We start from the raw sequence: 26088 nt of genomic DNA, 5'->3' as shown, positions 1-26088 counted from the left end.
TTCAAGCTAGATATCAATATGTTAAGATATATAAAGAAATACTCGATAAGGCATACATGGAAATGACACCGGCAATCAGGCTAGCACATTGGATCTATAATTATTGCGAAGCTAATAATATTAGTGATTTATCTAATATTAAGATGCAAAAACTTCTCTATTATTGTTCAGGAATTGCTAGTGCCCTGGAGTTAGATGAGATAGAGCCTGTTGAGTTTTCTGCATGGAAATATGGCCCTGTGAACAGTGAATGCTATCAGGAGTTTAAATCTTTTGGTGCAAATGCTATTAATTTTAGCTCTGCTAATGTTAACTATTCTGAAAATACTGAAAATATTTTAAATGCAATTATGTCCATTTATGTAGGACTGACTCCTTTTGAGTTAGTTGAACAAACTCATTCTGAAGAGCCATGGCGAAAAACTTGGAATAGTGAAGAAGAGTTTATTCCGAATGCCTTAATTAAGAAATACTTTAAAGATCATTATCAGTTAGGCAATTCAAGAGTCCCATCTATTATTTCAAATGATGGTTTTTTTACGATTGATAATATTCCGGTAAAGCGCTTCAATGATATCTTTGAAGTCGCTACATTTGTACAGGCTAGTGGGAACGTTTAAACGCTGCTCTGTTTGTTCTAAATTAGATAAGAATGCCCCTGACTGGTTAAGTGCTATGTGTTCTTACGAATCAAGAGGTAGGCTTAAGCCTTGTCAATATAGGTTTGACTCAGGCCATTTAGAGCAACTTATTGAGACTGGCCGTAGTTTTTCAAACGATGAGATAATAAGTTTATCATCACAACTTCACCTAAATGCTGGCTATGTTAAGAGAAAAGTACGAAACGGTGAATTTACATTCCCCAATAATGCTGATGAGTTCATCTCTCTAATTCAAATTATTCATACTGAATTATTTTCGGGAACTGGAATTGAGACGGAAGGAACTTTTCGAACAGACGATGTTTACTTTGGCACAAACCACAATAATATGCGTGAGGAAAATCAAATTAAGGCCGTTGATGCTAGTGATATTGATTTTGAACTTAGGAACTGCTGGGATAATATTTTAGAAAAACTTTCTAGTGAGAACTATTTAGAAAAGGTTTCCTTATTCTTTCCCCGCTTTTTTAGAATTCACCCTTTTCAAGATGGTAACGGTAGAACAGCACGTATCTTTGTTGATATTTTATTGGCCCAATATTTTAAAGTTTTTAATTATGACGATCAAAAAAAATATCGAAGACAATATATTAAGGCCTTAAGCTATGCACATCGAGCAGTAAGAAAAAGAGGGCTTGGGGAAGTTAGGTCGGTATGGCTTATGAAGAAATTTCTTAAGAAATTTATAAATGATGTCGTTCCAACAGAAAATTTAATTGAAGAAGAGAATTAATATGAATCTATCCGCAACAATTATCACATTCAACGAAGAAAGAAATATCGAGCGATGCCTAAAGTCACTTGGTGGACTGGTTGATGAAATTGTCGTGGTCGATTCATTTTCGACTGACCGCACACAAGAGATTTGTGAGTCATTTGAAGGTGTTCGATTTATCAAGAATACATTTGAAGGTCATATCCAGCAAAAGAATTTCGCCATTTCTCAAACAAGTCACGATTATATCCTTTCTCTCGATGCTGATGAGGCCATCTCAAGCGAGCTTCGTGATTCTATTTTGGCAATTAAAGATAAGCTTGATAAGTTTGATGGTTATAATTTTAATCGTCGAAATTGGTATATCGATCGCTGGATCTATCACTGTGGTTGGTATCCAGATCGTAAGCTTAGAATTTTTCATAAAGACAAGGCCAAGTGGGGGGGAGTGAACCCACACGACATTATTGAGACGTCTCCAAACTCCAGGACTAAATTTCTTGATGGAGATCTTTTGCACTATACTTACTTTTCAATTGAAGAACATATTGCTCAGCAGGATAAATTCTCAACGATTGCTGCAAAAGCCTATTTTGACATGGGTAAGAAATCGACAATGCTTCAAGTTATAACGCGCCCCGCTCTTGTGTTTCTTAGAGATTTTATTCTTAAGGCCGGATTCTTAGATGGTGCTCGTGGCTTTATAGTTTGTTATATCAACGGACTTTATGCTTTTCTAAAATATGCTAAGCTTCGCGAGCTCTGGCTAAAGAAGAAATCATAAAAACAATGCTCCCATTTCTGAGAGCATTATTTTAATTACATATTTTGTGTTAATTCATAATCAGTAACAATATTATCTTTAAAACTGATAATTAGGGATTTAGATGTTCCTGAAAAGTCAGTGCTTTCCGATTCTGAAAATGCTCCACCAATAACACCTAGAGGACCAGGGATTAGTCCCAAAAGAGCTCCACCTCCACTGCTTTCATTCTGAATTGAGAGTTTAGATGATGAGTAGGCCCAAACTTCTGTATTATTAGCACTCATTGTAGAGTTAGTCGGTCCACCAAAAGTCTTAAGTACATCTGCTTGTGTAGTAACACCTTTTACTAAGTGTTTTTTTACAGTGAAAGAGTCATAAGATGTGACTTTTGCATCATTTTTTTGAGAATTTGGTTTTTGGTGCGCTGCACAAGATACGATTGAAAGTAGTAGTGGAAGTATAATGATTAGCTTTTTCATATTGGTCTCCTTGTTAAGCTTTGTGGCTTTATAAAGAGATTGTGAAAGAAGGGACAAAATTTTCGAAAATGAAATAGAATTTTTCTTAAATGAAGTAAATATGCACTTCAGTGAATTCATTGTGAATAAGATAAAGATATATGCATTCAAATGCATATTAGTCTAAGAGGCTAGAGGAATATTCAATATAGTGAATACCAGACTTTCTTAATATTCATTAGAAGGAATAGTCGCACCAAAATCGATTCATGTTATAATTTAAATAAATCAATATCTGTTTTACGGATGAAACAGGGAGAAACTTAATGAGTTATGACAACTTAGACCTCGAGTTTTTTGAGTATGCCAAGACGGCAATCAAACAAAACGACTACTATGACATTGACCTAAAGGCTTTAAGAAAATCACTTGGCTTGAAGCAAACGGATCTTGTTGGAATTGACCAACCAGATGTATCTAAAATTGAGAATCGTCTTGATCTGAAGCTATCCACTTTGAATAAGTACGCGAAGGCTTGCGGGCTAGAGATGGAGATCGTGTTTCACCCTAAAAGTAACAAAAACATTCTTATGTGATTTGTTGTAGCTAATAATTTCATGAAGTTATTCAATCTTTGATAAATGAGAGGTTTGCATATTAGTTCATTTTAAAGGAGCTAATATGCCTACAATTTCAATGTTTTATGGAATTAAAATTTTCATGCCACCGATGGATCATAATCCACCGCACTTTCATGTAAAATACAATAAATATAATGCTATAATTGCAATACATACTGGTGAAGTTTTGGCAGGTCAATTACCTCCAAAAGCTAGGTCTTTAACTGAAGAATGGAGAATTCTTTATCAAGACGAAATTATGAAAGTATGGGATAAGCTTTGCTTAGCTGAGAAAGTAAGCAAAATACCAGGATTAGAATAATGGAATTAGCACCGAAGTTATTAGAAGCTAACAAAATTTCAAATACTAAAGTCGAACTTAGATATGAGAGCGGTGAAAAAGGTGTTATCGATTTAGCATTATACTTTAATGATGTTGACCTAACAGATCTACAACTTAATAGTGAATTTAATATTATTGAGTATTCTGATACTGAAATTGATTCCAATATCCTTTATTCAATACTAACGATGAAACCTATTACCCACAAAGATAAAGTAGTATTTGATCCTTCTCTTGGCCACAAGGCGTGGAGTTAGTCTGACTGCGAAAAACTCTGGAAAATTGGTGCAATAGACGCTATCTTGAATCCCTAAGAAATTATGGAGAAATCAGTGAATCAACTTCCTTGGAACAAGTCGTTAATTATCATTCCAACATACAATGAGATCATGAATATCGAACGCATGATCGATACAATTTTTGAGAAATACCCAGAAGTATCTCTCTTAATTATTGAAGATGGATCTCCTGATGGAACGGCAGATGTTGTGAAAAAGAAAATGGAAACAAATTCAAATCTTCACATCATCGAGAGAAAAGGAAAGCTTGGTTTAGGGACGGCCTATATCACAGGATTTAAATGGGCCCTAGAAAGAGAATTTGATTTTGTCTTTGAAATGGACTGTGACTTTTCTCACGATCCTGATTCTGTAAAAGATTTATTGGCGGCAGCCCAAGAAAATGATCTTGTAATTGGCTCTCGCTACATTGATGGGATCAGAATTATCAATTGGCCATTTAGAAGATTACTTCTTTCTTACTGCGCTTCAATTTATACGCGTTTTATGACAGGAATTCCTGTTCAGGACACAACTGGTGGATTTAAATGTTTTTCTAGAAAAGCACTTCAAGCTTTAAACCTAGATGGAATCATCTCTAATGGTTATATCTTTCAACTAGAGCTTAATTATAAAGTGTGGGCCAAGGGCCTATCTGTTAAGGAAGTTCCAATTATCTTTTATGAGCGTCGTGATGGGCAATCAAAAATGGGTGGTGGAATTATTTTTGAAGCCTTCTTTAACGTTATTAATTTAAGGCTTAGAAAAATCTTTGGAATGCTATAGAGATCATATGAAGCAAGTATATTATCTAAAGAATGCTTTAAAGTTTTTCGTGCCAAATTGTTGGTACAGAAACAAGGCCAGTAATATACTTAAGGCTTACGAAAGTTCAAAAGACACTTATATTGAAGATCGCCTAAATTATTATAATAAATTAACGAGCTCGTTTACGCTTCCTGAATCAGAAAACGAATTTAAAAAAGAAAAAAATATTCCTCGTACTTTAAAGATTAAGAATTTTAAGAAGTATGAAGGAACAACTTACTTCTTTGATATCTTGGATATAATTAGACATTTTCCACAAGAGTTAAGGTTTCGATATGAAGCAGGAGATGTGACTTATGTTCCAGAACTTCCAACTTTTATTAAAAGTAGACCTGTATCAAATAACGATAACTCTATCGTTTTAAAACTGAACAAAGTTAGGCATTTTAATTTTATTAATGACACCCTTTCTTTTGATGAAAAGAAAGACATGGCCGTTTGGAGAGGTGCAGCTCTAGTTCCTCAAAGAAAGCAGGTCGTGGAAAAATTCTATAACCATCCTCTTTGTAATATCGGACAAGTCTCTCCTATTGAGGGAAACCCTTGGGAGAAAGAGTTTCTATCGATTGAAGATCAACTTACATATAAGTTCATTATTTGCTTAGAAGGTAATGATGTTGCCACTAACTTAAAATGGGCGATGTCATCAAACTCACTTTGTATTCTTTCTAAACCAAAATATGAGACTTGGTTCATGGAAGGAAGGCTCGTTGCGGGCAAACACTACGTTGAAGTAAAAGACGACTACTCAGATCTTGCTGAGAAAATTCAATATTATATTGAAAATCCAGAAGAAGCGAAGGCCATTATCAAGAATGCACACGAGTGGGTTGAACAATTTAAAGATGAACGCAGAGAGTTATTAATTTCTCTTCTCGTTGTAGATAAGTATTTTAACTATTCGCAATAAAAAACGTTAAACTTTTGATTTTATTGCACTCTTTTTTCTATGTTAAGAAAGTGTTAAGATAGTTAACTATGTTCTTCACTACAAAAGCACTTTGGTTTCTATATTTTTACTTTAATACATGGCTAATTTTAAAGTGGCGCTTATATAACTCGCTGCATCTAACGGACTATTTAGTTATAGCTGTAGGTTTTGGTTTAATATACCTCTACAGTGAAGCAATTAATAAGCTTGTGAAGCCAGCATTTCTTCGTGTACTACTAAGTATTTTTCTAATTTGCTTATACTATATTGCAGGTAAGTATCATTTTCGAGTAAAGACAAGCTTTGATTTAGTGGTTTTCATTTCAAATTTCAGAGAAACATTTAATGCTGCCAGTGGAGATGTAATTCTAAATACAATGAAGCTTAAAGATTTTTACGAGACTTTAGCACTTATTCCATTACTTCTTTTTGCACAATTTAAATTCAAGATTTTTAATCTTAAAAACCAAATAAAGCCTTTGAAAGGACTAGGGCTACTTACTTCATATCTTGCGTTGATTTTTGCACTACCATATCCATTTGGAGAAATTTCATATTCAGTAAAGTCTGTCGTGGAATCATTTAGGCCACTAGAAGCAAAACATACTTATAAGGTAGAAAGAGAGATATCATCTCATTTTCAAGAAGTGAGAAAACCAAATATTATTTTAGTTTCAATGGAATCCTTTAATGGCCTCTATATCAATAAGAAAACGAAGAGCGGAAAAGAGATTACTCCAGTATTTAATTCATTGTTAAAAGAAGGTCTATCAATTGATGATTTTTATGGAAACTCAGTTCAAACAGTGAAAGGACAATTTGCAACATATTGTTCTCAAGTACCACTTATTAGAGGTAAGGCTTCATATCAACTCGATAATACTTTGATAAAATGCCTACCAAAAGTATTTTCTGAAATTGGATATCAATCGTACTTTCACAAATGTTTTCAAGATTTAAGTTTTGATAATACTCATAACTTCATGCTGGATATTGGCTTTGATCACGTCCTTAAAACAGATATGTCACAAATGACGGATTATGAAAAAACACACAATGTTTGGGGTTGGGGTGTGCAAGATGATATTTCTTATAAGCAATTTGTAAAAAACATTAAGAATATTACATCAAAGAGTAATAAACCGATTTTTGCTACAATTCATACGGTATCTCATCATATGAAATTTGGTAATGTTCCAAAAGAACAGCGTGAACTATTCCCTGAGCAAAGATCGAAAGAAGAAGCATTTCTTAATTCTTTAAATGTATCAGATAAGTATCTAGGTACTTTAATTAAGGAATTAAAAGCAAATGGATTATATGATAACTCGCTAATCATAATTACGGCCGATCATAGTTATCCTAATGGTGAACATGGATTCTATGATGCACAAACATCTTACTTTCAAGAGTTTTTTAAGATCCCTTTTCTAGCTATATGGAAAGGCGAAATTGCTCCTCAAGTTATTAAAGAAAAAACCTTTTCACAAGTTGATATCCTACCAACAGTTTTAGACTTAATGGGGATTTCAGAAAAAATCGAAACGGCCGGTGTATCAATGCTTAATGAGCAGGGATCAACTGCTTTACTCGTTCAACCATATAATGGTGTTACACTTGCAGCTGTTGAGTGGCCTTACAAATTAGTATGGCAGAAGAAGTCTGATAGAAAGCTTCTTTTTAATCTAATGATGGACCCAAAAGAAGAGAATCCTATTTCTGATAAGCCAGATATTACAGCGAAACTTTGGGATAAAATGGATTACATTATCTTTAGTGAAAATCGTTTTTTGAATTTAAATTCAACAAAGAGAAAACTACTTTCTGCTAGTGAGTGATGCTTCCTCTATTTTAGGAGTAAGACTTCTTAGAAAGTTATTTGTCTTTCTTTCGTAGCGTTCTAGTAGTGTTTTTTCATTTGTAAAAAGATTCACTCCCACGCCTAATTGATCCCTGATTCCAAGAGCATGTAAAAGAGTTGTTCCTATATCGAGGGTAGAAGCAGGCTTGAGATTATTCACATTCTGTTTTTCTAAATTATAGAAACGTAACAAATTTCTGCGTGGGATACTTTTAAGTAGATGACTCGCAGTTGTTTTTAGGGCCAAGTGGTCAGAAGCTAATATGATTAGTGTTTCACCATTATCTTCTTCAAGTACCTGTTTGATGAAACTAGCAATATTGCTATCAGAACACTTAATTGCATTTAAGTATGGGTTCTTACCATCTTCATATTTTAAATCACATAAAGGTGATTTGTGTCCCTTTGGATAATGCGTATCAAGTGTAACTAAGAATAGGCCAAATGGTTTGTTTTCACTTTTTAGTTTTCGATATCTTTGAAAGCTTTCTTTAAGTAAGTACTCATCATAAACACCCCACTGACTAAAGTACTTATCTTCTTTGTACTTTTTTCGAAAGTAACTTATTCCCGTAAGGTTTTTGAAGCCATGATTAGTATAGAACTCTCGTGTACCTGCAAAGTCTAAGGCTCCACCTTGTATATAGTGAAGATCATATCCTGCATCTTGTAACTTATTTCCAAGGCAGCTAATACCTCCCATGAATTCGCCAGTAATTGATGGAACGGAAAAGACACCACATTGTGAGGCAACCATTCCCATCATTGTTGAGCCTGTACCGTAGACTTGTTCTACATTTGTGAAGTCGATATAAGTAGAGTCTTTCTTTTTTAGTTCTGTTACTAGGCCAGGAAATATCTCTTCATTAAAAAATGTTCTCTCAAAACTTTCTGCGTAAATATAGATGAAGCTCTTTGGTTTTTCAGAGAGGACGACTTTTGAATTATTCTTTAACTTTGAAATAGTGATTGAATCAATTTCAGCAAAATGAGTATATGGCCTAAACCACTCATAGAAGTCACTTGTTGTTGGGTTGATCAAAATAGCGATAAGTCCAACTATTGTTACAAAATAATTATTCTTAGTTGTCGACTTCTTACTTGCAATAAATACGAGAACCATTGTTATAAGGATATAGAGTAGGCTCAGTAGTAATTGCGGTATGAATTCTCCGTAACCTGTACCTTCCCAACTTGTTAGTAGTTGAAACTTTACGACTTCATTTACACCTGCACCAGTTAAGCTATTTGCTACATAGTAGCCAGCGATAAAGAATGTGTTGATCAAGATAATTGGTAGAGAGGTCTCGAATCTTTGGCCCTTCTTCATGGCCAAAATATAGTAATTAACGAAGAAAATAGTGGCCAATGCAAGCATAAGGTACGCGGGTCCTTTTCGTGATTTCAGTAGTTTATTAAAATCTATGTATTTATTTTATAGTGAGTGCTTCGTATTTACAAAGATTTAGCGCTTTCTTATTCCACATTGAAATGATTCATTTCATTTTTGAAAAAATCGAGAAATTTCACTTATGAAATTTTATTTATGTCTCATCAAATACTTAACAATAAGTTTTATTAATAGTTTTTACAGTGTTCATAAATTCTATTGGATTCTGGTGTATGAAGAACTACTAAACAACTTTGGGAAAATATAGAGAGAGGAGAGCAAAATGGATAAGGTTTTTCTAGAAAGACCTTCGGTAAACGAAGTTTTGCGGGACAAGATCAGAAAGTACAAAAAAGAGCATTCCCGCTTAAGTAGCAATCAAATTGCTAGAAGGCTTGGACTTCCACCTTCAACATTTCACCGCCTAGAAATGGGCGATGTTAAAAACCCTGGCCTCGACATTTGTGTCACAGTCCTCAATGGCCTGTGCTCAAAAAAAGAGACTGCGGAGTTCGTGAGGGAATACTTCCCTGAGGTGCATGAGAGTTTGTATGGGCATTTTCAGGAGTCACAAACACTTGAAGCTTTTGATGAGTCTGAAGAAAGATATTTTCATGATGATTCAACGTATAGAATGATGATTCTTGCGACAACAAAGGCAGGTTTATCTGAGAATTATGTTTTGCAAGAATATGGACGTAAAGGGCATGCAAAGTTTATGAAGCTTGCTGCAAAAGGGATTCTTACAAATAAAAATGGCAATTTTTATGCTTCAAAAGATAGCGGATTATTATCAGATTATACGTTGAATAAGTTATTAACTTTTGTTCATACAGATATGTGTAATGAAATAAATGAGCTCGGCTCCCCTGTTAGTACCCTTAGGAATACTTGGTATGCTTCTGTTGACTTAAAGAAGGTTAGTTCAGAATTTACGCAGTTAACGGATGAGTATATTTATCAGATTCGAAGAATAATGAACAAAGAAGAGTATAAAGGTAGTGACGTCGTTTTAATAAATAATTTAATAAGACATGTTAAATAGGAAAATAATATGAAAAAGATAGTTTTAAGTTTTATCGCTGTATTTCAATTTATTAATGTTAATGCATTGAGTTTAAGCTTAGTAGGCGAAACAGGTGGAAATTCAAATACTTTACCAATTGAAAGAATAAAAGAAATATATGACTTTGATAAAGATAAGTGGAATATTGGAGATTATAGTTATGATTCTTATTTAAATAGATGGATATTGAAGACAAAGACAAGAGTACTTAGCGTAGACAGTATTGAAATGGTTGATATGTACACAGATAAGCAAACAGAAGTACTAAACGTTTCAAATGATTTTAAAAGTAAGTATAAAAACAAAGTTCCAGCAAAGCTTTTAGAAAAAAGATTGAAAATGAAAGTTAAGTTTAAGGATTATAAATTTGATGATTTTAAATATTAAAAGTAGGAGAGGTTTTACCTCTCCTTTTTTATTTACAGAATTCTAAGTTATATTTTTTAAAAGTTTTAGGATCGTATAGATATTTGATTATTTCTTGTCTTGTAGTGTTGATATTAAAGCCTCTAAGAGTAGGACCATCAATTTCAGTTTTTGAAAAATCTAATTTAACATCTTCAATATCACCATCGTAAAGGTAGTAATCATGATCTTTAAAATCAGCATCATTTAAAATAAAAATATCTGAGCGTACGATATAGGCTTTATGACTAATAGAAGATAAAGTTGTCTTCTCATTTATTTCAAAAATATTATTATCAAAAATGATGTAATAGTTAGAATCAATACTTGTACTTTGAGGTGCTTTTGTAAAACATTTCGTTTTAGTTACGAATCTATTTGGTTTAATAAAGTTAATATCAAGTAATGAGTCTTCAAGTTCCATTAGTGGATATTCCATAGCAAACATTCCAATAGCGAAAGCGTCTGTAGAATCAAGATTTATAGTTATATTATCAATCTTAGATATTATATCAATTTCAACTTTATCACCCTCAAGACTAACACCCTCATACAACGCAATCTCTTCATGCTTCTTAGTTAGAAAACCAATAACATTTCCGTCTTGAGAAATGAGTGAGCCGTCTTTTACACCATCACAATTTTTGATGTTAAGAAGTTGGGACTCGTTGTCGAATGAGTTGGCGTAGGCAAGTGAAGCGTATGTAAGTTCACAGCTTTGTTTTGTAAGGACTCCAAATTTATCAAAGCTTAGTAGTTCTACAGATTGATTTTCAGCGTCTGGAATTGAGATTGATGCTTGAGTCTCAATTTCTTTAGAAGTTGTGAGCTTTAGTACTTTGTCATTAAATTCGTTGGATAGAGTCTCTTCAACAGACTCGACCTTGATGATCTCACCGGCCGTTGTTTGGATGTGAAATGTATTGTTAGCTTCGGCGCAGTTTTGTGAGATCAGAACTTCTGTTGCTGATTGAACAATTCCGGCACAAGTTACTGATTTGTCGTTTGTTTTAACCGCAACAATCCCATCTGGGCAGTCATGGCCTTCGCAGAAATTTCCAACCTTGGCATTAAGAATGACCTTGTCTGAATGACCATCTGTTGGTTCGAACTGAGTCGTACTTGGCGTGTTGGTGCTTAAGAGCTTCTGGGCATCCTTTGAGCATGAAGTCACTGAGAAGGCTAAGATTAAAATAAGTGGTGCGATTAACTTGTTCATGAATTTAATTTAGCGAAATATTCAATACAAGTGTTGTTTAGTGAATTTTATTTAGAGGGTGTTAAAAGTATCGACGTACTCTTATTGCTATTACTAGTTTGGTTGTATTTGTAAGTTATTGAAATTAAATAGGTTGGTGTTGTTTTGTAATTTTTCTACAAATATGAACACATAAAGTTGTAGTAAATGTAAGGATTTTTTGGCCAAGTACAACAGTTGTTGTAGCTGTAACCTTTTGATATCTTGTAATTATTACCGGTAATCCTTTCTTTCTACAACTTTTACACTAGAAAATTGTAGAAAAAGAGATACAATACAGCTAATGGACAATTCAAAAGACTACGAATTTTTAAATACACCACTTTGGCTAAAATACACTCATGAAAGGTACACTCCTCTTGATGATATTAAGTATAGGCTTGATAGTTTGGGTGTGTCTCTAAGGGATTGGCCAGAGGTCAAGGGGATAATTCAGCGCTTGCGAAGAGCGAGTTCAATACCACTATATGTGGAAGAAATTGATAAGAAATTTTGGTTTTATCCAGCAGATTGCATCAATAAAAAACTCCATCAAATTGAAAGCTTGGGTGGATCTTTATTTGATTTAATCCAGCGTCATCAAAATTTTAAGCAAGAGTTTTTAATAAATGCTGCAGTTGAAGAGGCCATTACATCTGCCATCTATGAAGGTGCAAATAGTACACGTTCAAAAGCTAAAGCACTCATCTCGTCTGGAGAAAAACCAAAGGACAAAGATGAGTATATGCTGATTAATAACTACTTAGCGATGAAGTGGATTAAGGAGAACGTTTCAAAACAGGTTTCAAAAGATCTCATTTTAAAAGTACATGAAATTGTTTCACAAAATACATTAGAGGGCGACGATGCGAACTTTAGTGGAAAGTTTAGAAACAACAAAGTATATGTCGGAACACACGAAGGTATCGATTATACAAAAATTGAAGATACTATTGATGAAGTGATTGAGCTCACAACAAATAATCCACGTTATCTTCATGGGTTGATTAAAGGAATTCTCCTTCATTACTTTACTGCATATATTCACCCTTTCTTTGATGGAAATGGGCGTACAGCAAGAACACTATTCTACTTTAAGTCCATGAAGAATAATTTAAAATTTGTTGAGCTGCTCTCAATTTCTGCAAATTTAAAGCAACATGGTAAACGTTATGAAAAGTCATTTGACCTCGTTAAAGAACACCAATTAGACCTGACTTACTTCATTGATTTCTGTCTTGATTCACTACTTTTGTCACTTAAAAAAGTTCAAGAAAAAGTGAACTTCCTAATCACTATTTCTGAACTCATTTCAAGAGATGGCCTTAGTGAAACTCAAGTTTCTCTCTTACAGAAAATGGCGTTAAATAAGTATAAGGCCATTTCAATTGAAGAATATGCTTTAGATATAAATAAATCTCGTGAGATTTCCCGTAGAGAGTTGAAAGATCTTAAGGTCAAGGGTTATGTTTTTGAACATAAACAGGGAAAAAAGTTTGTCTATAAAGTTAATAGTAAATACTTAAAAGAGGCTATTTCGTTAATTAAGAATTAAGCCTTTAAGTTATTGATTGTTCGAAAAGTATCGCCGTACCCTACAAAAAATTCTCGATGCAGCGCTTACGTAAAAGTCTGCTGGAACCATATGATTAGATATGTTATGAAAAGGCATGGAAAATCAGGCTTCTAGAGATATTGCTTATATGCAAATGGCGCTTAATCTAGCGAAATTGGGTGAGGGAACAACTTCTCCCAATCCGATGGTTGGTGCTGTTATTGTAAAGGATGGAATTGTACTTGGAAAAGGTTGGCATAAAAAGGCCGGGCTTCCACATGCAGAACCTGAAGCAATTACTGATGTTGCCAAAGAACAAAAGGGCGAACTTAAGGGTGCAACTATTTATGTAACGCTTGAGCCTTGTTGTCACACGAATAAAAGAACTCCTCCATGTGCGCACGAACTTTTAAAGCACGGTTTTGCTCGTGTTGTTGTTGCTTGTCTTGATCCAAATCCACAAGTTGCTGGAAATGGAATTAAGATTTTAGAAGCGGCGGGGATAGAGTGCAAAGTTGGCGTCCTTGAAGAAGAATCGAAAGAGCTTAACCGCATCTTTTTTAAATCGATGCAAAGCAATCTTCCGTTTGTTCATCTTAAACTTGCGCAAACTCTTGATGGTAAGCTTTCGACGATGACAGGTGACTCAAAGTGGATTACAGACGAAAGCGCTCGTAAGATGGTTCACGCTTTTAGAAAGAGATATGACGGTGTCATGGTTGGTCGCAAGACTCTTAATAATGACGATCCAAGTTTAAATATTCGTTTTGGCCTTGATGATAGTGGCAAAATTCCATATCGAATTGTAATGGGTTCGATTTCAAAGATGGACCCACTTTCAAAAGTCTTTAATGACCAGCACACGAAGAAAACGATTATCGTGACAACGGGAGTAGACTATCAATCTGCGCCAGATGATGTCGTGAAGTTTTTTACTGAAAAGCAGATTCGCATTGTATTTGCTAAGTGTGAGAATAATGAAATTGTTATCGAAGATGCCATGGCACAACTAAAGGCCATTGGTGTTCAATCAATTCTGGTTGAAGGTGGCGGTATGCTTGCCTCGACAATATTGAAAAAGCAACTTGCTGATAAGATGACAATCTTTGTGGCCCCGAAAATTTTAGGGAATGGTATTGGTTACTATGATGAACAACTTGATTCCATGGCCGATGCTTTAAATTTTAAAAATGTAGAAGTTAAAAATATAGGATCTCAAGCAATGTTTGAGATTGATACGAGGTCATAGTGTTTACTGGACTAGTTAAAGAAATTGGAAAAGTTGTGAGTGTACGCTCTAATGCTGAGGGGAAACTTATTGAAGTAAGCTGTAAAGAGCTTCTCCCTGAAATTGCCATTGATGATTCAGTTGCTATCAATGGTGCATGCCAGACGGCCGTGAAAATTACGGACTCTACTTTTGTTGTGCAAACAGTACATACGAGTTTGGAGAAGACGACTCTTGGAAGTCTTAGGTCTGGTGAAGAGGTGAATCTAGAGCTTGCTCTTCGTGCAAGTGATCGACTAGGTGGTCACATCGTTCAAGGTCACGTCAATGATGTTGGACAAATTGTTCAAATTCAAAGTCGCGGGAACAACTACCTTGTGACGATTAAAGTTAATTCAAAGCAAATGAAATATATTGTGAAAGAAGGATCAATAACAATTGATGGGATTTCACTAACTGTGGCGGACGTCTTTAAGGCCGATTCGTCATTCCAGCTATCTATTATTCCACATACTTGGGAGAACACAGTTTTAAGAAATCGCAGTGTTCAGAGTTTGGTGAATATTGAAGTGGATATCCTGGGAAAATATATAGAAAACTTGCTTTTTAACGGTGCTAGACGTAGTAATGGAGCAAGCACACAAAATTTGGAGTCATTTCTAAATGATTAAATTTGATAAAATTGAAGAGGCCATTGAAGATATTCGTCTTGGGAAGATGGTCATTGTAATTGATGATGAAGATCGTGAAAACGAAGGTGACTTTGTTATGGCGGCAGACCGTATCACACCTGAAGCAATCAACTTTATGGCCACGATTGGACGCGGGTTAATTTGCGCACCAATCACGAAAGAGCGTGCCAATGAATTAGATCTTCCACTTATGGTGAAAGAAAACGATTCAGTACATCACACAGCATTCACTGTTTCTATTGATGCTGCAAATGGTGGAACAGGAATCTCGTGCCAAGATCGCGCCCTTACGATTTCACTTCTTGCTAATAAGAATTCAACGGCCGATAGCTTTATGAGGCCAGGTCATATTTTTCCACTGATTGCAAAAGACGGTGGAGTTCTTGAAAGAGATGGCCACACTGAAGCCGCTGTTGATATGGCCCGCATTGCTGGTTGTTATCCGGCAGGTGTTATCTGTGAAATCATGAGTGCAGATGGAACAATGGCCAAAGCTCCTGAGCTTGCTAAGATTGCCCAAGAGCACGGTTTAAAATTTGTAACGATTAAAGACTTAATTAAATATAGAAAAGAAGCACTTGGTGAAAGTGCTGAAAATTTAGGAGAAACACATGCCTAGAAATCTAGAAGGTAACTTAAATGCATCTGGAAAGAAATTTGCTGTTGTAGCTGGACGTTTTAACGAACTAATTACAAGCAAACTATTAGGTGGTGCAATTGATTGCATTAAAAGACACGACGGAAACGTTGATGAAATGGATATTGCTTGGGTACCAGGTGCCTTCGAAATTCCTCTAATTGCTCAAAGACTTGCAGCTTCTAAAAAATATGATGCTGTCATTACTCTTGGTGCTGTTATTCGTGGATCAACTCCACACTTTGACTTTGTTTCAAATGAAGTTGCTAAAGGGATTTCAAAAGTATCACTTGAGACAGGAGTTCCTGTAACTTTTGGTGTTCTTACAGTTGATACAATTGAGCAAGCGATTGAAAGAGCAGGAACAAAAGCTGGAAACAAAGGTTGGGAAGCTGCGATGTCTGCAATTGAAATGGCGACGCTTCTTAAATCAATCGACTAATTAATTTTGAAAATATAGTAAAAGAAAAGGCCACTACGACAATGGCCTTTTTTATTGGAAAAAAACGAAAAAGATACAAACTCTATCGGTGTGTGGTGATGAGCTTATGGGCCTAAGTTATAGACTATCATCACCAATGTCAGGTTAATAAAGATAAATAAAAATCTAATTAAAAGATCGAATGATAAAGAAAAATTGAAGCTGCACTCGCAGCATTTAAGTGCGCCACATAATTTGTAATAGGAATAAAGAGTTTTTTATCGCAAGCGTCAATAACTTCACGATCCATACCATTACCCTCATTTCCAATAATTAAGGCAACTTTTTGCGGATACTTAAAGTCTGTAATCGGTAAAGCACCCTCTTCGTTGGCCGTAGCGCAAACTGAATAACCAAGTTGTTGAAGTAAAGAAATGTCTTCAATAATGTTAAGTGACTTACATATATTCGCTTCAAATGCATTTCCCATTGATACTCTAATACAACGTCTTAGATAGGGAGAAGCACTCTTCGCATCATAAATAATATTATCAAATCCAAAGGCCATTGCTGCTCTCGTCATCGTTCCAACATTTTCAGGTGACGTAACACCGTTAAAGATAAGAATCTTATCGCCAAGCTCATCAATCTTTTTAAGGCCATTAGTTCTAACCTTAGCAAGTATTCCATGATGGAGTTTAAAGCCAGTGATTTCTTCTAGCTCTTTCTTATCTTTTATTAAAACATGCTTACAGTTTTGATCGATTAATTCTTTGTTGGCATCATAGAATTCTTGAGTCGCAATGATCTTTTCAACTTCGTGATTAGAACGAAGTGCTTTGCAAACAACCTTTTCTGTTTCAGCGATACAGTAATCATCTTTAATAAGATTCTTATCCTTTAAATTATAAAATTCTTCAAAACCATTTATCACTTCAGAATTTCCTTTAAAAATTTACCAGTATGTGACGTCTTAATTTTCGCAATCTCTTCCGGTGTTCCTGTACCCACAATTGTTCCACCTCGGTGTCCACCTTCAGGGCCGAGATCAATTATTTGGTCAGCGACTTTAAGTACATCTAGATTGTGTTCAATAATAAGAACAGAGTTATCGCTTTCAACAAGTTCATTGATTGCTTTCATAAGAACCTTAATATCTTCAAAATGAAGACCTGTTGTAGGCTCATCAAGAACATAGAGAGTATGACCTTTCGTTGACTTTGCAAGCTCTCTTGCCAGCTTTAGTCTTTGCGCCTCTCCACCAGAAAGTGTTGTAGCTGGTTGACCAAGAGTCATATACCCCAGACCGACATCATTCATGGTCTTTAGAATTTTACCAAGTCTTCGGTGGTTCTTGAAGAATTCGTATCCTTCTTCAATTGTCATCTCAAGAATGTCAGCGACTGACTTTCCTTTGTAGAGAACAGAAAGAGTTTCATTATTATAACGACGTCCATTACACTCATTACAAGTTACATAAACATCTGGTAGAAAGTGCATCTCAATTTTTTGAGTTCCGTTTCCTTCACACTCTTCACAGCGCCCACCTTTAACATTGAAGCTAAAGCGTCCTGGCTTATAGCCGCGAATTTGTGATTCACTTGTTGCGGCAAATAGCTTTCTTACATCATCAAATAAACCTGAATAAGTTGCAGGGTTTGAATGAGGTGTACGGCCAATAGGTGATTGGTCTAATTCAATAACAGTTTTGATTTTTTCTAGGCCAGTAATTGATTTGTAATTGGCCTTTTCATATATTGAGCGGTTAATGCGAGTTAATTTACTCTTTACTGCAGGAATGAGAACTTCGTGTACTAGAGTTGATTTTCCCGAACCAGATACACCACTGATACAAACGAGTCCTCCAAGCGGAAAGTCCACGTCGACTTTCTTTAGGTTATTATGTTGAGCGCCTCTAAGTTTGATGAACTCATTAAGCTTGCGCCTCTCGCTAGGAACTTCGATTTTGACTTTGTGGTTTAGGTAGTCGGCAGTAAGAGACTTCTTCTTTAAGAAGTTCTTAGTTGTCGCATGAGCAACAATCTCTCCACCGTGAACACCGGCCCCTGGTCCCATATCAATGATATAGTCACTGGCCTTCATTGTATCTTCATCGTGTTCAACAACGAGGACAGTATTTCCAAGATCACGCAGCTCTTTTAATGTATGAATCAGTCTGACGTTATCTCTTTGATGAAGTCCGATACTAGGCTCATCTAAGACATAGAGTACACCTGAAAGAGCAGAACCAATTTGAGTGGCAAGGCGAATACGTTGTGACTCACCACCACTTAAAGTTCCAGCTGAACGATTAAGTGTTAAATAATCAAGGCCTACATCATTTAAAAATTTAAGACGTGAAGTAATTTCAATCAGTAGCTTGGCACCGATCTTTTCTTTGATACCTTCTAGCTTTAAATCCTTAAAGTATTCATAAGTTTCACTAAGTGGTACTTCACAAAGTTCAATAATATTTTTCTCACCAACTTTAGTGCTTAAGGCAATTGTATTAAGACGACGGCCATTACACTCAGAACATTTTTGAACACGCATACTCTTTTCAAGTTCAGAGCGCACTCTTTCAGAAGTCGATTCTTGATACTTCTTATCTAGCCAGTTGATTAGACCAGGGAATGGTTTTGAGAATTCAAAGACAGAATTTTCTGATTTGAACTTATAGGTATAAACCTTATCAGTACCTTCCGTTAGGATTTTAAATATTTTCTTTGGCATCTTTGAAAGAGGAAGTTTTAAATCAAAACCTTCTTCTTTAAGCATGCACTCAACCATCTTGTGAAGGAAGTTATTCTTCTTAGTTAAAAGTGGAATTGCTCCCTTAAGAACAGGTAGAGAGTCATCAAAGATAATCTCGCTAAGTACAAATTCTTTTGATTCACCAAGTCCGTTACACTTTCCACAAGCACCAACAGGTGAGTTGAAAGAGAAGAGTCTTGGTTCAAGATCAGGGAAAACTTCTCCTGTAACATGAGACATATTGATCTCTGAATATGTATGGTATTCATCATCAATCATGACGTGAATAATTCCATTTCCAAGTTTAAGTCCTAGTTCAACTGAGTCAGTTAAGCGCTTTTCAATATCGGCCTTAACAAGGATACGATCGATAACGACTAGGATTTCATCAGATGCTTTAAGAGATTTTATCTCGCTACTATCAAGAAGCATGATTTCATCATTTACGATAAAACGAGAAAACCCCATCGATAGGTACTTTGCCATCTGCTGTTCAAGTGCCTTCTTCGTTTCATCAGTTATTTCTACTGTAATATGAAGTTTTGTTTTTTCCGGTAGATCCATAAGATCACGTGTGATCTGTCCTGGTGTGTAGCTAATAACTTTTTCACCATTGTTTGGATCATAGAGATCACCGACTCTAGCAAAGAGTACTCTCATATAATCATAGACCTCAGTAATAGTACCTACTGTTGATCTTGGGTTCTTGCTTGTTGTCTTCTGGTCAATGGCAATGGCCGGTGAAAGTCCAGTGATTGATTCAACATCTGGTGCTTGCTGCTGGCCAAGAAATTGCCTTGCATAAGATGAGAGAGATTCAATATAGCGTCTTTGTCCTTCGGCATAGATTGTATCAAAGGCGAGGGAGCTCTTTCCCGAACCAGAAGGACCGGTAATAACAGTCAATTGATTCTTGGGAATATCAATCGTGACGTCTTTTAAATTGTGAACACGTGCTTTTACGACTTTAATTTCATTGTTCATTTTTTATAACCTTTAAAGCTAACTTTAAAACATAGTAGCAGCCCATATAATTGGCACAATCTTTTCCATAGAGATCAAAGGCCGTACCGTGATCAACACTTAGACGAAGATAGGGCATACCTAAGGTGATATTGGCGCCCTTAGATTTAAACATCGTCTTAAATGGTGCAAGGCCTTGATCGTGGTACATATAGACGTAGAGCTTATCGCTTGCAAAACTATCATTTAGAAAGAGACCGTCTGCAGGTAGAGGGCCAATAATTCTCTCATCGATATCGAGTTCTTTAATTGCTCTAATAATCTCTTTTTCTTCGCTACCAAGAATACCACCTTCTCCGGCATGAGGATTAATACCAGAAATAATGACATCATTTAAATGGCCAAAATATTTTTTGTAATTATCAACACAAATCTTAATTTTGTTGTGAATAAGATCATGATTTATTTTTGTGGCCACATCCTTAAGAGGAATGTGATCGGTAATTAAAAGTACATTGGCATCATACGACTTAAAGAACATCACAAGATTTTCATTTTGATATCTCTTGCGAAAGTATTCAGTGTGTCCTGACACAGGCTTGCCTTCAAAGAATAATTCATTCTTTGTCGTAGGCATGGTTACTAAAATGTCATTAGGCCCACAAAGATCACAAGCTTGCTCAAGGGCATTATGTGAATAGGGGCTTTGAACTAGTGTATGATTTAATTCGGTAGGTAATTGATTTTTAAATTCTTCACCAACAAAGAGGTGGAATTTAGACTGCTGACTTGATGATAGAAGGCTCCAAGCTTTTAAAAAAACTTCAAGTCCTATTCCTCTTTCATGGCCAGCAGTAACATAGATCATTTCTTCTATAATGTTTTTACATAGTGATTTGCTTTTTCACGTTCAAACCACATTCTTGTAACTTCTTTTGCTTTTGCTTCATATAGTTGAGCTCTAATTCGATTCTTAGCATTTTGAAATAGAGAAGATTCAACAACATCACGAGTTTTTACATAGAAGATATGTGTTTCACCCATCATATTAATTGGTTGAGTGAATTGTCCTTCTTGTGTTTTATTGAGAAGCTTTTGTAACTCTGCAGTTAGGCCATCGGCCGTGATATCACCAAGAGTTGAAGTTTCAATTGAGCCGTACTTACTTGGTAGGGGTCCACCTTTTTGGAAAGACTCCATAGTCTTTTTAAATTTAGAGTAGTCTTTCTTTGTGACAATTGACTCATCGATTGAGAAGTCCACAAGAGTATAGCGATAAGAAACAGTCTTATTATTTACGTTTTCCTTGAAGAACTCGTTCTTAATTTCTTGTTCACTGACAGAGATAAGAGGGATGATTACAACTGAGTTGAAGTGGTTAAACTCAATGGCCTCTTTATTTAGTTCAAAGAACTCTTCAAAGTTTGTATTTGATTTCTTTAAGAAGGCGATAAGGTCATTTCGGCTAAGCCCAAGTCTTTGCTCTTTTCTCTTAATCTCTTTCTCTACAGTTGAGTCTGAAATTACATATCCCTGCTCAGCAAGAGTTGAGCGAATGATGTATTTTCTAATAATAAGATCTGCGACTGCCTTATCTGTATATTTCATATCTTTCTTGTAGATAAATGGTGAAATATTTTGGCGAATAGGAAGTGATTTCTTCACACGCTCGATCATTGATTTTGTGATGACGTGTTCATCAACTACTGCCGTAATCTTATCTAATAGTTTTGTATTCTTTGCTTGTAAGTTTAATGTTGAAAAAAGTAGGGCCAAAAAAAGAAAAAGCCTCATGAACACCTCTTATTACTGTTCTTTCATCGATGAAGTATAGAACAATAATTTATCGTGCCCATGAGGCTTGTGCAAATTATTTAATCTGAATTACTTTAGATTTTTGTCTAAAATTTTAATATTGGCTTTTTTACGTAAGCCTGCGAAATAATCTTCAATAATTCTATCGCGCTTCCTGTCATAAACAAACTTCTTGTAAGCGCCCATATTGATCTCTTCGTACTTTTTCACACCAAGAACCTTAATTACATGGTAACCAAGTTGAGTACGAACCGGACGTGTAATAAATCCATCTTTCTTCCCCTTAATGGCCGCAAAATACTCTGGTGCCATAAAGAAAGCTGGTTGATATCCTACGTCACCACCAGTATGAGCGTTTGGTGATTGTGAATACTTATTAGCTAATTCAGCAAATTTAGCTGGCTCTTGAGTTACTTGCTGATGAATTTCGAAAATCTTCTTTTGAGCAGCATTAATTTCATTTTCTGATGGAGCAACTCTTACTCTTAGTAAGATATGTGCTGTACGATACTCTGGATATTCACTATAGAATTTCTTTACATCTGCATCTGTTACTTTAATCTTTTGGAATTCACCTTCTAGATCTTTTGAAACTTGAGCATTGAAGATGACTTCTTCTAGCTTTCTAACAACGATAGGGTCTTTATCAAGCTTTGCTTTCTTGGCCTTTTCAACACCTAGCTTTTTGTTGATTAGGTCTGTAAGAACTCTCTTCATCGTTACAGGATCATCAGAAACAACATACTTATTTAGTAGGTATGCTTGGTCTAATTCTTCCTTCGTGATTTTTTGACCATTAACTTCAGCTACAACTTTCTTTGGTGCAGCTTCAAGTCCTAGTGCAAGTAGTAAAACTAAGATGATTTTACCGTACATATAGATATCCTTTTCAAATTATAGAAATCAAATTCTTAAACTATATCTAATTGTACCAAAAATTCTTAAAAACTTATAAATTTCACTAAGATGGAACTATTTTTTCCGCAATTTCCTGACAGAACTCGACTAATCCACTCGGAGATATTGTGCTTTTATTAGTGAAAATCAGTTTGAAGTCTGGCGTGAAACGATATTTTCGTGGCATTCCTAAGAAATTATTTAAAATATTATTTCGAAGCTGTTCATTGGCCTCAACGACATTTTGATCAAATTGAAAAACGATCGTGTTATCAATTAGCTGCGCTGATTTTACGCCACAAGGCATCAGGTACGAGCGAGCTTCGAGAATGGCAATCAGTTGATTAAATTCTTCAGGGCCTGGGCCGTAGATATCAAAGATTGTTTCTTTTAAAGCAGTGATTTCATCAATTGATTTTGAATTTGATAATTGCTTGTAATATTTTAAACGCTCACTTGATTCACTAATAAAGTGGGCAGGAATGAAGGCCGCAAATGGTGTGTTAATTTCAATATCTTTTGTGATGACTTTCTTTTCACCACGAAGTTCTTGAATCGCCTCTGTTAGAAGCTCCATATAAAGTTCAAGACCAATGGCCTCAATATGACCAGATTGGTGTGCGCCGAGAATATCTCCGGCACCTCGAATTTCAAGGTCACAATTGGCAATTTGGAAACCACTTCCCATATCTGCATATGTCTGTAGGGCCTTAAGTCGCTTGGCCGCAACTTCTGTAATATTGCGATTATTTGGAACAACAAAGTAACAGTAGGCCTTCTTATCAGATCGGCCAATTCGCCCACGCAACTGGTGAAGTTGTGCAAGGCCGTAGCGATCAGCACGATCAACAATCATTGTGTTGGCATTTGGAATATCAATTCCTGATTCAATAATAGTAGTCGAAATAAGAATCTGGTATGCACCGTTGTAGAAAGCGGAGATACGAGACTCAAGTTCTTTTTCTGCCATCTGTCCGTGAGCAAAAACAATCTTTGCTTCAGGAACGAGTTCTCTAATATAGGCCGTGTAATTTTCAATATCTTGAACGCGATTGTGGACAATAAAGACCTGGCCACCACGCTTTAGTTCACGATTAATTGCCGATTGGATTGTGTGATCATCTTCTTTAATCACATAAGTCTTAATCGACTGTCTTCTAGGAGGAGCCGTCTTGATAAGAGCAAGATCTTTAAGTCCTAAGAAAGATAGTTGTAGTGTCCTAGGAATTGGCGTTGCTGTTAATGTTAAGAAATCGACTGATGACTTTAGAAGTTTAAGTTGGTTTTTATGGCCAACACCAAAGCGTTGTTCTTCATCAACAATAACAAGTCCTAGGTCTTTATAACGAATGGTTTTACCTAGAAGTTTATGAGTACCAACGATAATATCAATTTCGCCTTTTTCTAATTTTTCCTTTGTTTCTTTTTCATCCTTTCCTGTTTTAAAACGAGAAAGGTAATCGATACGAACTGGGAACTTTTCAAAGCGTTTAACAAATGAATTATAATGTTGAAGCGCAAGAACTGTTGTCGGAACTAAGACCGCAACCTGCTTACCATCAAGAACAGCTTTAAAAGCTGCACGCATGGCGACTTCTGTTTTTCCAAAACCAACATCTCCACAAACTAGAAAGTCCATCGCTGTACTTGCTTGCATCTTATCAATAACAGAATCAATAGCGTTCTTTTGGTCTGGTGTTTCATTAAAAGGAAATGAAAGCTCAAACTCTTTAAAGTCATGATCTGGTGGAGAAAATTGAAAGGCCTTGGCCGATGCTCTTTCGGCCTGAAGCTTTAAGAGGTCAAAAGCTAGCTTCTTAATAGATTCACGAGCTCTAGAAGTTAGCGCCGAGAATTTATTTGTTCTTAAGCTGTCGACATTAACATTTAGTTCTCCGCCGGCATGCTTTTGAATAAGATTCATCTTATAAATTGGTACGAATACTTTATCATTACCTTTATAAAGAAGAACGAGGTAGTCCGTTTTAGAGCCACCAATATCCATTGCTTCTAAGCCTAAGTACTTTCCGATACCGTGTTTAGAGTGAATTACGAAGTCACCTTCTTTAAGAGAAGCCAGCTGTTCTGCAAAGAGATCATAGTCGTGAATCTTTGAAACCTTGGCCTTGTCTCTTCTAATTGAAAATAAATCACTATCTGAAATTGTAAGTAATTTATCACTAGGGTAGAAGAATCCTTCACTTAATTTGAAAGGAACAAACTCGATACGTTTCTTAATTTCACCATCTACTTCAAATGTTTCAATTAAGTGTTCAATTTCTTTTCGAGAATTTTCATTTTGAATTGTGAAAATAATTTTCCCGGAGTATTTGAATTCACTTTTAATATGCTTAAAGAGTCCTGTTAAAAACTCTTTTTTAACTAAGTAGTTAATGTCGTGATAAGAGATATAAGACTTGAAAGGTCTAAACCCAAGATCAACGATATTACTGTCATTATCAAGGTTAACAGTAATATTTAAATGATTGAGATTTAAACAAGCGATATCTTTTAAACGATCAATTGTTGATAAGTCGTAAAAATATTTTGGTTCTGGAAGCAACTCTTCACAGTCTTCGAAATCTCTAGCGAGGTCATCACAGTAATTTGAAAAATAGTCTTCAACATTGTCACGATCAAAGATTGAAATAATCCAATTTTCGTTAATGTAGTCGAGAAGTGTTACTGTTTCATTTTCATTAAAAAATAAAGGCGTATAGATTGGATGATTTTCAAAAAGCATTCCACTGGAAAGCTTGCTAAAAATATCATTACGTTTTTCTAATAAGTCTCTTTGATTGGCCCTTGGGCGAGGAATATTATTTCGTAAGTTATTTGAGTATTGTGACTCACAAAAAATTGTTGGCCCAGGTGCAATGATAATTGATTCAAGTTTCTTATCTTTAATAGTCTTTAAAGTTTCTTTATCAATTTCATAAATTTCTTCAATCATTTCATCAAAATAATGAATACGAATTGGATGATGACCAACAGGGTAGATGTCAAAAATCTCACCTTTCTTAGAAAATGTTCCTTGTTCTTCCACTGTAAATGAAGAGCTGTATCCAAGCTGAACTAATTTTCCAGCTAACTCATCTGGAGAAATAATATCTGATTCATTAATTTCAATTTTAGTTTCATTGAAAAAGTTGGCCGGTGGAACTTTTAATCCAAGAGATTCTATTGAAGTGATAACTATTAATTCTTTATTTTCAGCACGAATAATTTTTTCTAATGCTGAGTGTCGGGCAAGTTGTGCACTTTCAGAGGCAAACATTCCCGAATAAGGTGACGCGTCTAGTCCTGGGTAGAAAACAAGTTTTGTTTTAGAAAAGCTCGTTTTTACAAGCTCGTAGAACTGTTCTGCGTCATCATAATTTTCAAAAATAAATAAATTCGATGGATTAATTTTACCATTTTTTTCTTGTAATAAGAACTTAGCAAATGCCCAGTGCTCCCTATTAATACCGTCGATGGTAAGGTCGTGTTGCCTAGTGTCTAACCATGTTTCTAGTTTTGTGCGTAGTGGTGAAAATAAATCCATGTCGTTTTTTAACATAAAATAT

General features: G+C 35.4%; 24 protein-coding genes and 1 pseudogene. 16 read left to right on the top strand and 9 right to left on the bottom strand.

What is annotated here, in order from left to right:
* Positions 1-56 precede the first annotated feature (56 nt).
* The 3 genes from ABMA78_RS15400 to ABMA78_RS15390 are packed head-to-tail and all read left to right on the top strand — an operon-like array spanning position 57 to position 2161.
* The gene (locus ABMA78_RS15400) at positions 57-620 is read left to right on the top strand and encodes a Panacea domain-containing protein (RefSeq protein WP_392861342.1); all 564 of its coding nucleotides are present in this window, start codon (positions 57-59) and stop codon (positions 618-620) included.
* On the top strand, positions 607-1395 hold the full coding sequence (locus ABMA78_RS15395; RefSeq protein WP_392861340.1) for a Fic family protein: 789 nt from the start codon (positions 607-609) through the stop codon (positions 1393-1395). Before ABMA78_RS15400 ends, ABMA78_RS15395 begins: the two co-directional genes overlap by 14 nt.
* Position 1396: 1 nt before the next feature.
* The gene (locus ABMA78_RS15390) at positions 1397-2161 is read left to right on the top strand and encodes a glycosyltransferase family 2 protein (RefSeq protein WP_392861338.1); all 765 of its coding nucleotides are present in this window, start codon (positions 1397-1399) and stop codon (positions 2159-2161) included.
* 35 nt (positions 2162-2196) lie between these two features.
* On the opposite strand, the gene ABMA78_RS15385 is transcribed toward ABMA78_RS15390, so the two are convergent.
* The gene (locus ABMA78_RS15385) at positions 2197-2622 is read right to left on the bottom strand and encodes a hypothetical protein (protein ID WP_392861336.1); all 426 of its coding nucleotides are present in this window, start codon (positions 2620-2622) and stop codon (positions 2197-2199) included.
* Between the two features lie 305 nt (positions 2623-2927).
* On the opposite strand from ABMA78_RS15385, the gene ABMA78_RS15380 reads away from it, so the two are divergent.
* The 6 genes from ABMA78_RS15380 to ABMA78_RS15355 all read left to right on the top strand — a co-directional run bounded on the left by ABMA78_RS15380 (position 2928) and on the right by ABMA78_RS15355 (position 7439).
* Positions 2928-3197 carry a helix-turn-helix domain-containing protein gene (locus tag ABMA78_RS15380; RefSeq protein ID WP_392861335.1) on the top strand — a complete coding sequence of 90 codons (270 nt, stop codon included), beginning with the start codon at positions 2928-2930 and terminating at the stop codon, positions 3195-3197.
* A gap of 85 nt (positions 3198-3282) precedes the next feature.
* Complete coding sequence (locus ABMA78_RS15375) at positions 3283-3543, top strand: DUF4160 domain-containing protein (protein ID WP_392861334.1); 261 nt, start codon at positions 3283-3285, stop codon at positions 3541-3543.
* Positions 3543-3821 carry a hypothetical protein gene (locus ABMA78_RS15370; RefSeq protein WP_392861333.1) on the top strand — a complete coding sequence of 93 codons (279 nt, stop codon included), beginning with the start codon at positions 3543-3545 and terminating at the stop codon, positions 3819-3821. Before ABMA78_RS15375 ends, ABMA78_RS15370 begins: the two co-directional genes overlap by 1 nt.
* Positions 3822-3896: 75 nt before the next feature.
* Positions 3897-4628, top strand: a complete 732-nt coding sequence (locus ABMA78_RS15365; protein ID WP_392861331.1) for a polyprenol monophosphomannose synthase — start codon at positions 3897-3899, stop codon at positions 4626-4628.
* A gap of 7 nt (positions 4629-4635) precedes the next feature.
* Positions 4636-5580, top strand: a complete 945-nt coding sequence (locus tag ABMA78_RS15360; protein WP_392861329.1) for a glycosyl transferase family 90 — start codon at positions 4636-4638, stop codon at positions 5578-5580.
* Between the two features lie 68 nt (positions 5581-5648).
* Positions 5649-7439 carry an LTA synthase family protein gene (locus tag ABMA78_RS15355; RefSeq protein WP_392861327.1) on the top strand — a complete coding sequence of 597 codons (1791 nt, stop codon included), beginning with the start codon at positions 5649-5651 and terminating at the stop codon, positions 7437-7439.
* Here the strand turns inward: ABMA78_RS15355 and ABMA78_RS15350 are convergent.
* Entirely contained in the window at positions 7419-8840 is a 1422-nt protein-coding gene (locus ABMA78_RS15350) for a sulfatase-like hydrolase/transferase (RefSeq protein ID WP_392861325.1), read from the bottom strand. The two genes, ABMA78_RS15355 and ABMA78_RS15350, sit on opposite strands and share 21 nt — an antisense overlap.
* 295 nt (positions 8841-9135) lie before the next feature.
* Here ABMA78_RS15350 and ABMA78_RS15345 point away from each other — a divergent pair, with 295 nt between their 5' ends.
* Both ABMA78_RS15345 and ABMA78_RS15340 read left to right on the top strand, forming a co-directional pair.
* Complete coding sequence (locus ABMA78_RS15345) at positions 9136-9897, top strand: hypothetical protein (protein ID WP_392861323.1); 762 nt, start codon at positions 9136-9138, stop codon at positions 9895-9897.
* Positions 9898-9906: 9 nt separating this feature from the next.
* Complete coding sequence (locus ABMA78_RS15340) at positions 9907-10305, top strand: hypothetical protein (RefSeq protein ID WP_392861322.1); 399 nt, start codon at positions 9907-9909, stop codon at positions 10303-10305.
* A 28-nt stretch (positions 10306-10333) separates the two neighbouring features.
* On the opposite strand, the gene ABMA78_RS15335 is transcribed toward ABMA78_RS15340, so the two are convergent.
* Entirely contained in the window at positions 10334-11542 is a 1209-nt protein-coding gene (locus tag ABMA78_RS15335) for a hypothetical protein (RefSeq protein ID WP_392861321.1), read from the bottom strand.
* 322 nt (positions 11543-11864) lie between these two features.
* Between ABMA78_RS15335 and ABMA78_RS15330 the strand changes: the two genes are divergently transcribed.
* The 5 genes and pseudogenes from ABMA78_RS15330 (at position 11865) to ribE (ending at position 16114) form a co-directional block, all read left to right on the top strand.
* Positions 11865-13115, top strand: a complete 1251-nt coding sequence (locus ABMA78_RS15330; protein ID WP_392861320.1) for a Fic family protein — start codon at positions 11865-11867, stop codon at positions 13113-13115.
* A gap of 115 nt (positions 13116-13230) precedes the next feature.
* Complete coding sequence (ribD, locus tag ABMA78_RS15325; RefSeq protein ID WP_392861319.1) at positions 13231-14364, top strand: bifunctional diaminohydroxyphosphoribosylaminopyrimidine deaminase/5-amino-6-(5-phosphoribosylamino)uracil reductase RibD; 1134 nt, start codon at positions 13231-13233, stop codon at positions 14362-14364.
* Complete coding sequence (locus tag ABMA78_RS15320; protein ID WP_392861318.1) at positions 14364-15014, top strand: riboflavin synthase; 651 nt, start codon at positions 14364-14366, stop codon at positions 15012-15014. Before ribD ends, ABMA78_RS15320 begins: the two co-directional genes overlap by 1 nt.
* Positions 15007-15606: pseudogene (gene ribB / locus ABMA78_RS15315) on the top strand (3,4-dihydroxy-2-butanone-4-phosphate synthase); the annotation flags it as partial. The gene ABMA78_RS15320 and the pseudogene ribB, both read left to right, overlap by 8 nt.
* A gap of 40 nt (positions 15607-15646) precedes the next feature.
* On the top strand, positions 15647-16114 hold the full coding sequence (ribE, locus tag ABMA78_RS15310; RefSeq protein ID WP_392861316.1) for a 6,7-dimethyl-8-ribityllumazine synthase: 468 nt from the start codon (positions 15647-15649) through the stop codon (positions 16112-16114).
* Between the two features lie 169 nt (positions 16115-16283).
* Here ribE and ABMA78_RS15305 read toward each other — a convergent pair whose 3' ends face one another.
* The 6 genes from ABMA78_RS15305 to mfd all read right to left on the bottom strand — a co-directional run bounded on the left by ABMA78_RS15305 (position 16284) and on the right by mfd (position 26066).
* The gene (locus tag ABMA78_RS15305) at positions 16284-17027 is read right to left on the bottom strand and encodes a TrmH family RNA methyltransferase (RefSeq protein ID WP_392861314.1); all 744 of its coding nucleotides are present in this window, start codon (positions 17025-17027) and stop codon (positions 16284-16286) included.
* Positions 17024-19831: an excinuclease ABC subunit UvrA gene (gene uvrA, locus ABMA78_RS15300; RefSeq protein WP_392861312.1), complete on the bottom strand. Its 2808-nt coding sequence runs from the start codon at positions 19829-19831 to the stop codon at positions 17024-17026. The genes ABMA78_RS15305 and uvrA overlap by 4 nt, the downstream gene beginning before the upstream one ends.
* Entirely contained in the window at positions 19821-20678 is an 858-nt protein-coding gene (locus tag ABMA78_RS15295) for a PdxA family protein (protein ID WP_392861310.1), read from the bottom strand. The genes uvrA and ABMA78_RS15295 overlap by 11 nt, the downstream gene beginning before the upstream one ends.
* A 5-nt stretch (positions 20679-20683) precedes the next feature.
* Positions 20684-21604: a hypothetical protein gene (locus tag ABMA78_RS15290; RefSeq protein ID WP_392861308.1), complete on the bottom strand. Its 921-nt coding sequence runs from the start codon at positions 21602-21604 to the stop codon at positions 20684-20686.
* A gap of 90 nt (positions 21605-21694) precedes the next feature.
* Positions 21695-22501, bottom strand: coding sequence for a peptidylprolyl isomerase (locus ABMA78_RS15285; RefSeq protein ID WP_392861307.1), 807 nt, complete (start codon positions 22499-22501; stop codon positions 21695-21697).
* An 85-nt stretch (positions 22502-22586) separates the two neighbouring features.
* Positions 22587-26066, bottom strand: coding sequence for a transcription-repair coupling factor (mfd, locus tag ABMA78_RS15280; RefSeq protein WP_392861305.1), 3480 nt, complete (start codon positions 26064-26066; stop codon positions 22587-22589).
* Between the last annotated feature and the right edge of the window lie 22 nt (positions 26067-26088).

Source organism: Halobacteriovorax sp. RZ-2, from assembly GCF_043196685.1.
In the GTDB taxonomy this organism is placed as follows: domain Bacteria; phylum Bdellovibrionota; class Bacteriovoracia; order Bacteriovoracales; family Bacteriovoracaceae; genus Halobacteriovorax_A.
Note: the sequence above shows the minus strand (reverse complement) of the source record. Positions and strands in the feature narration are given on the sequence as shown.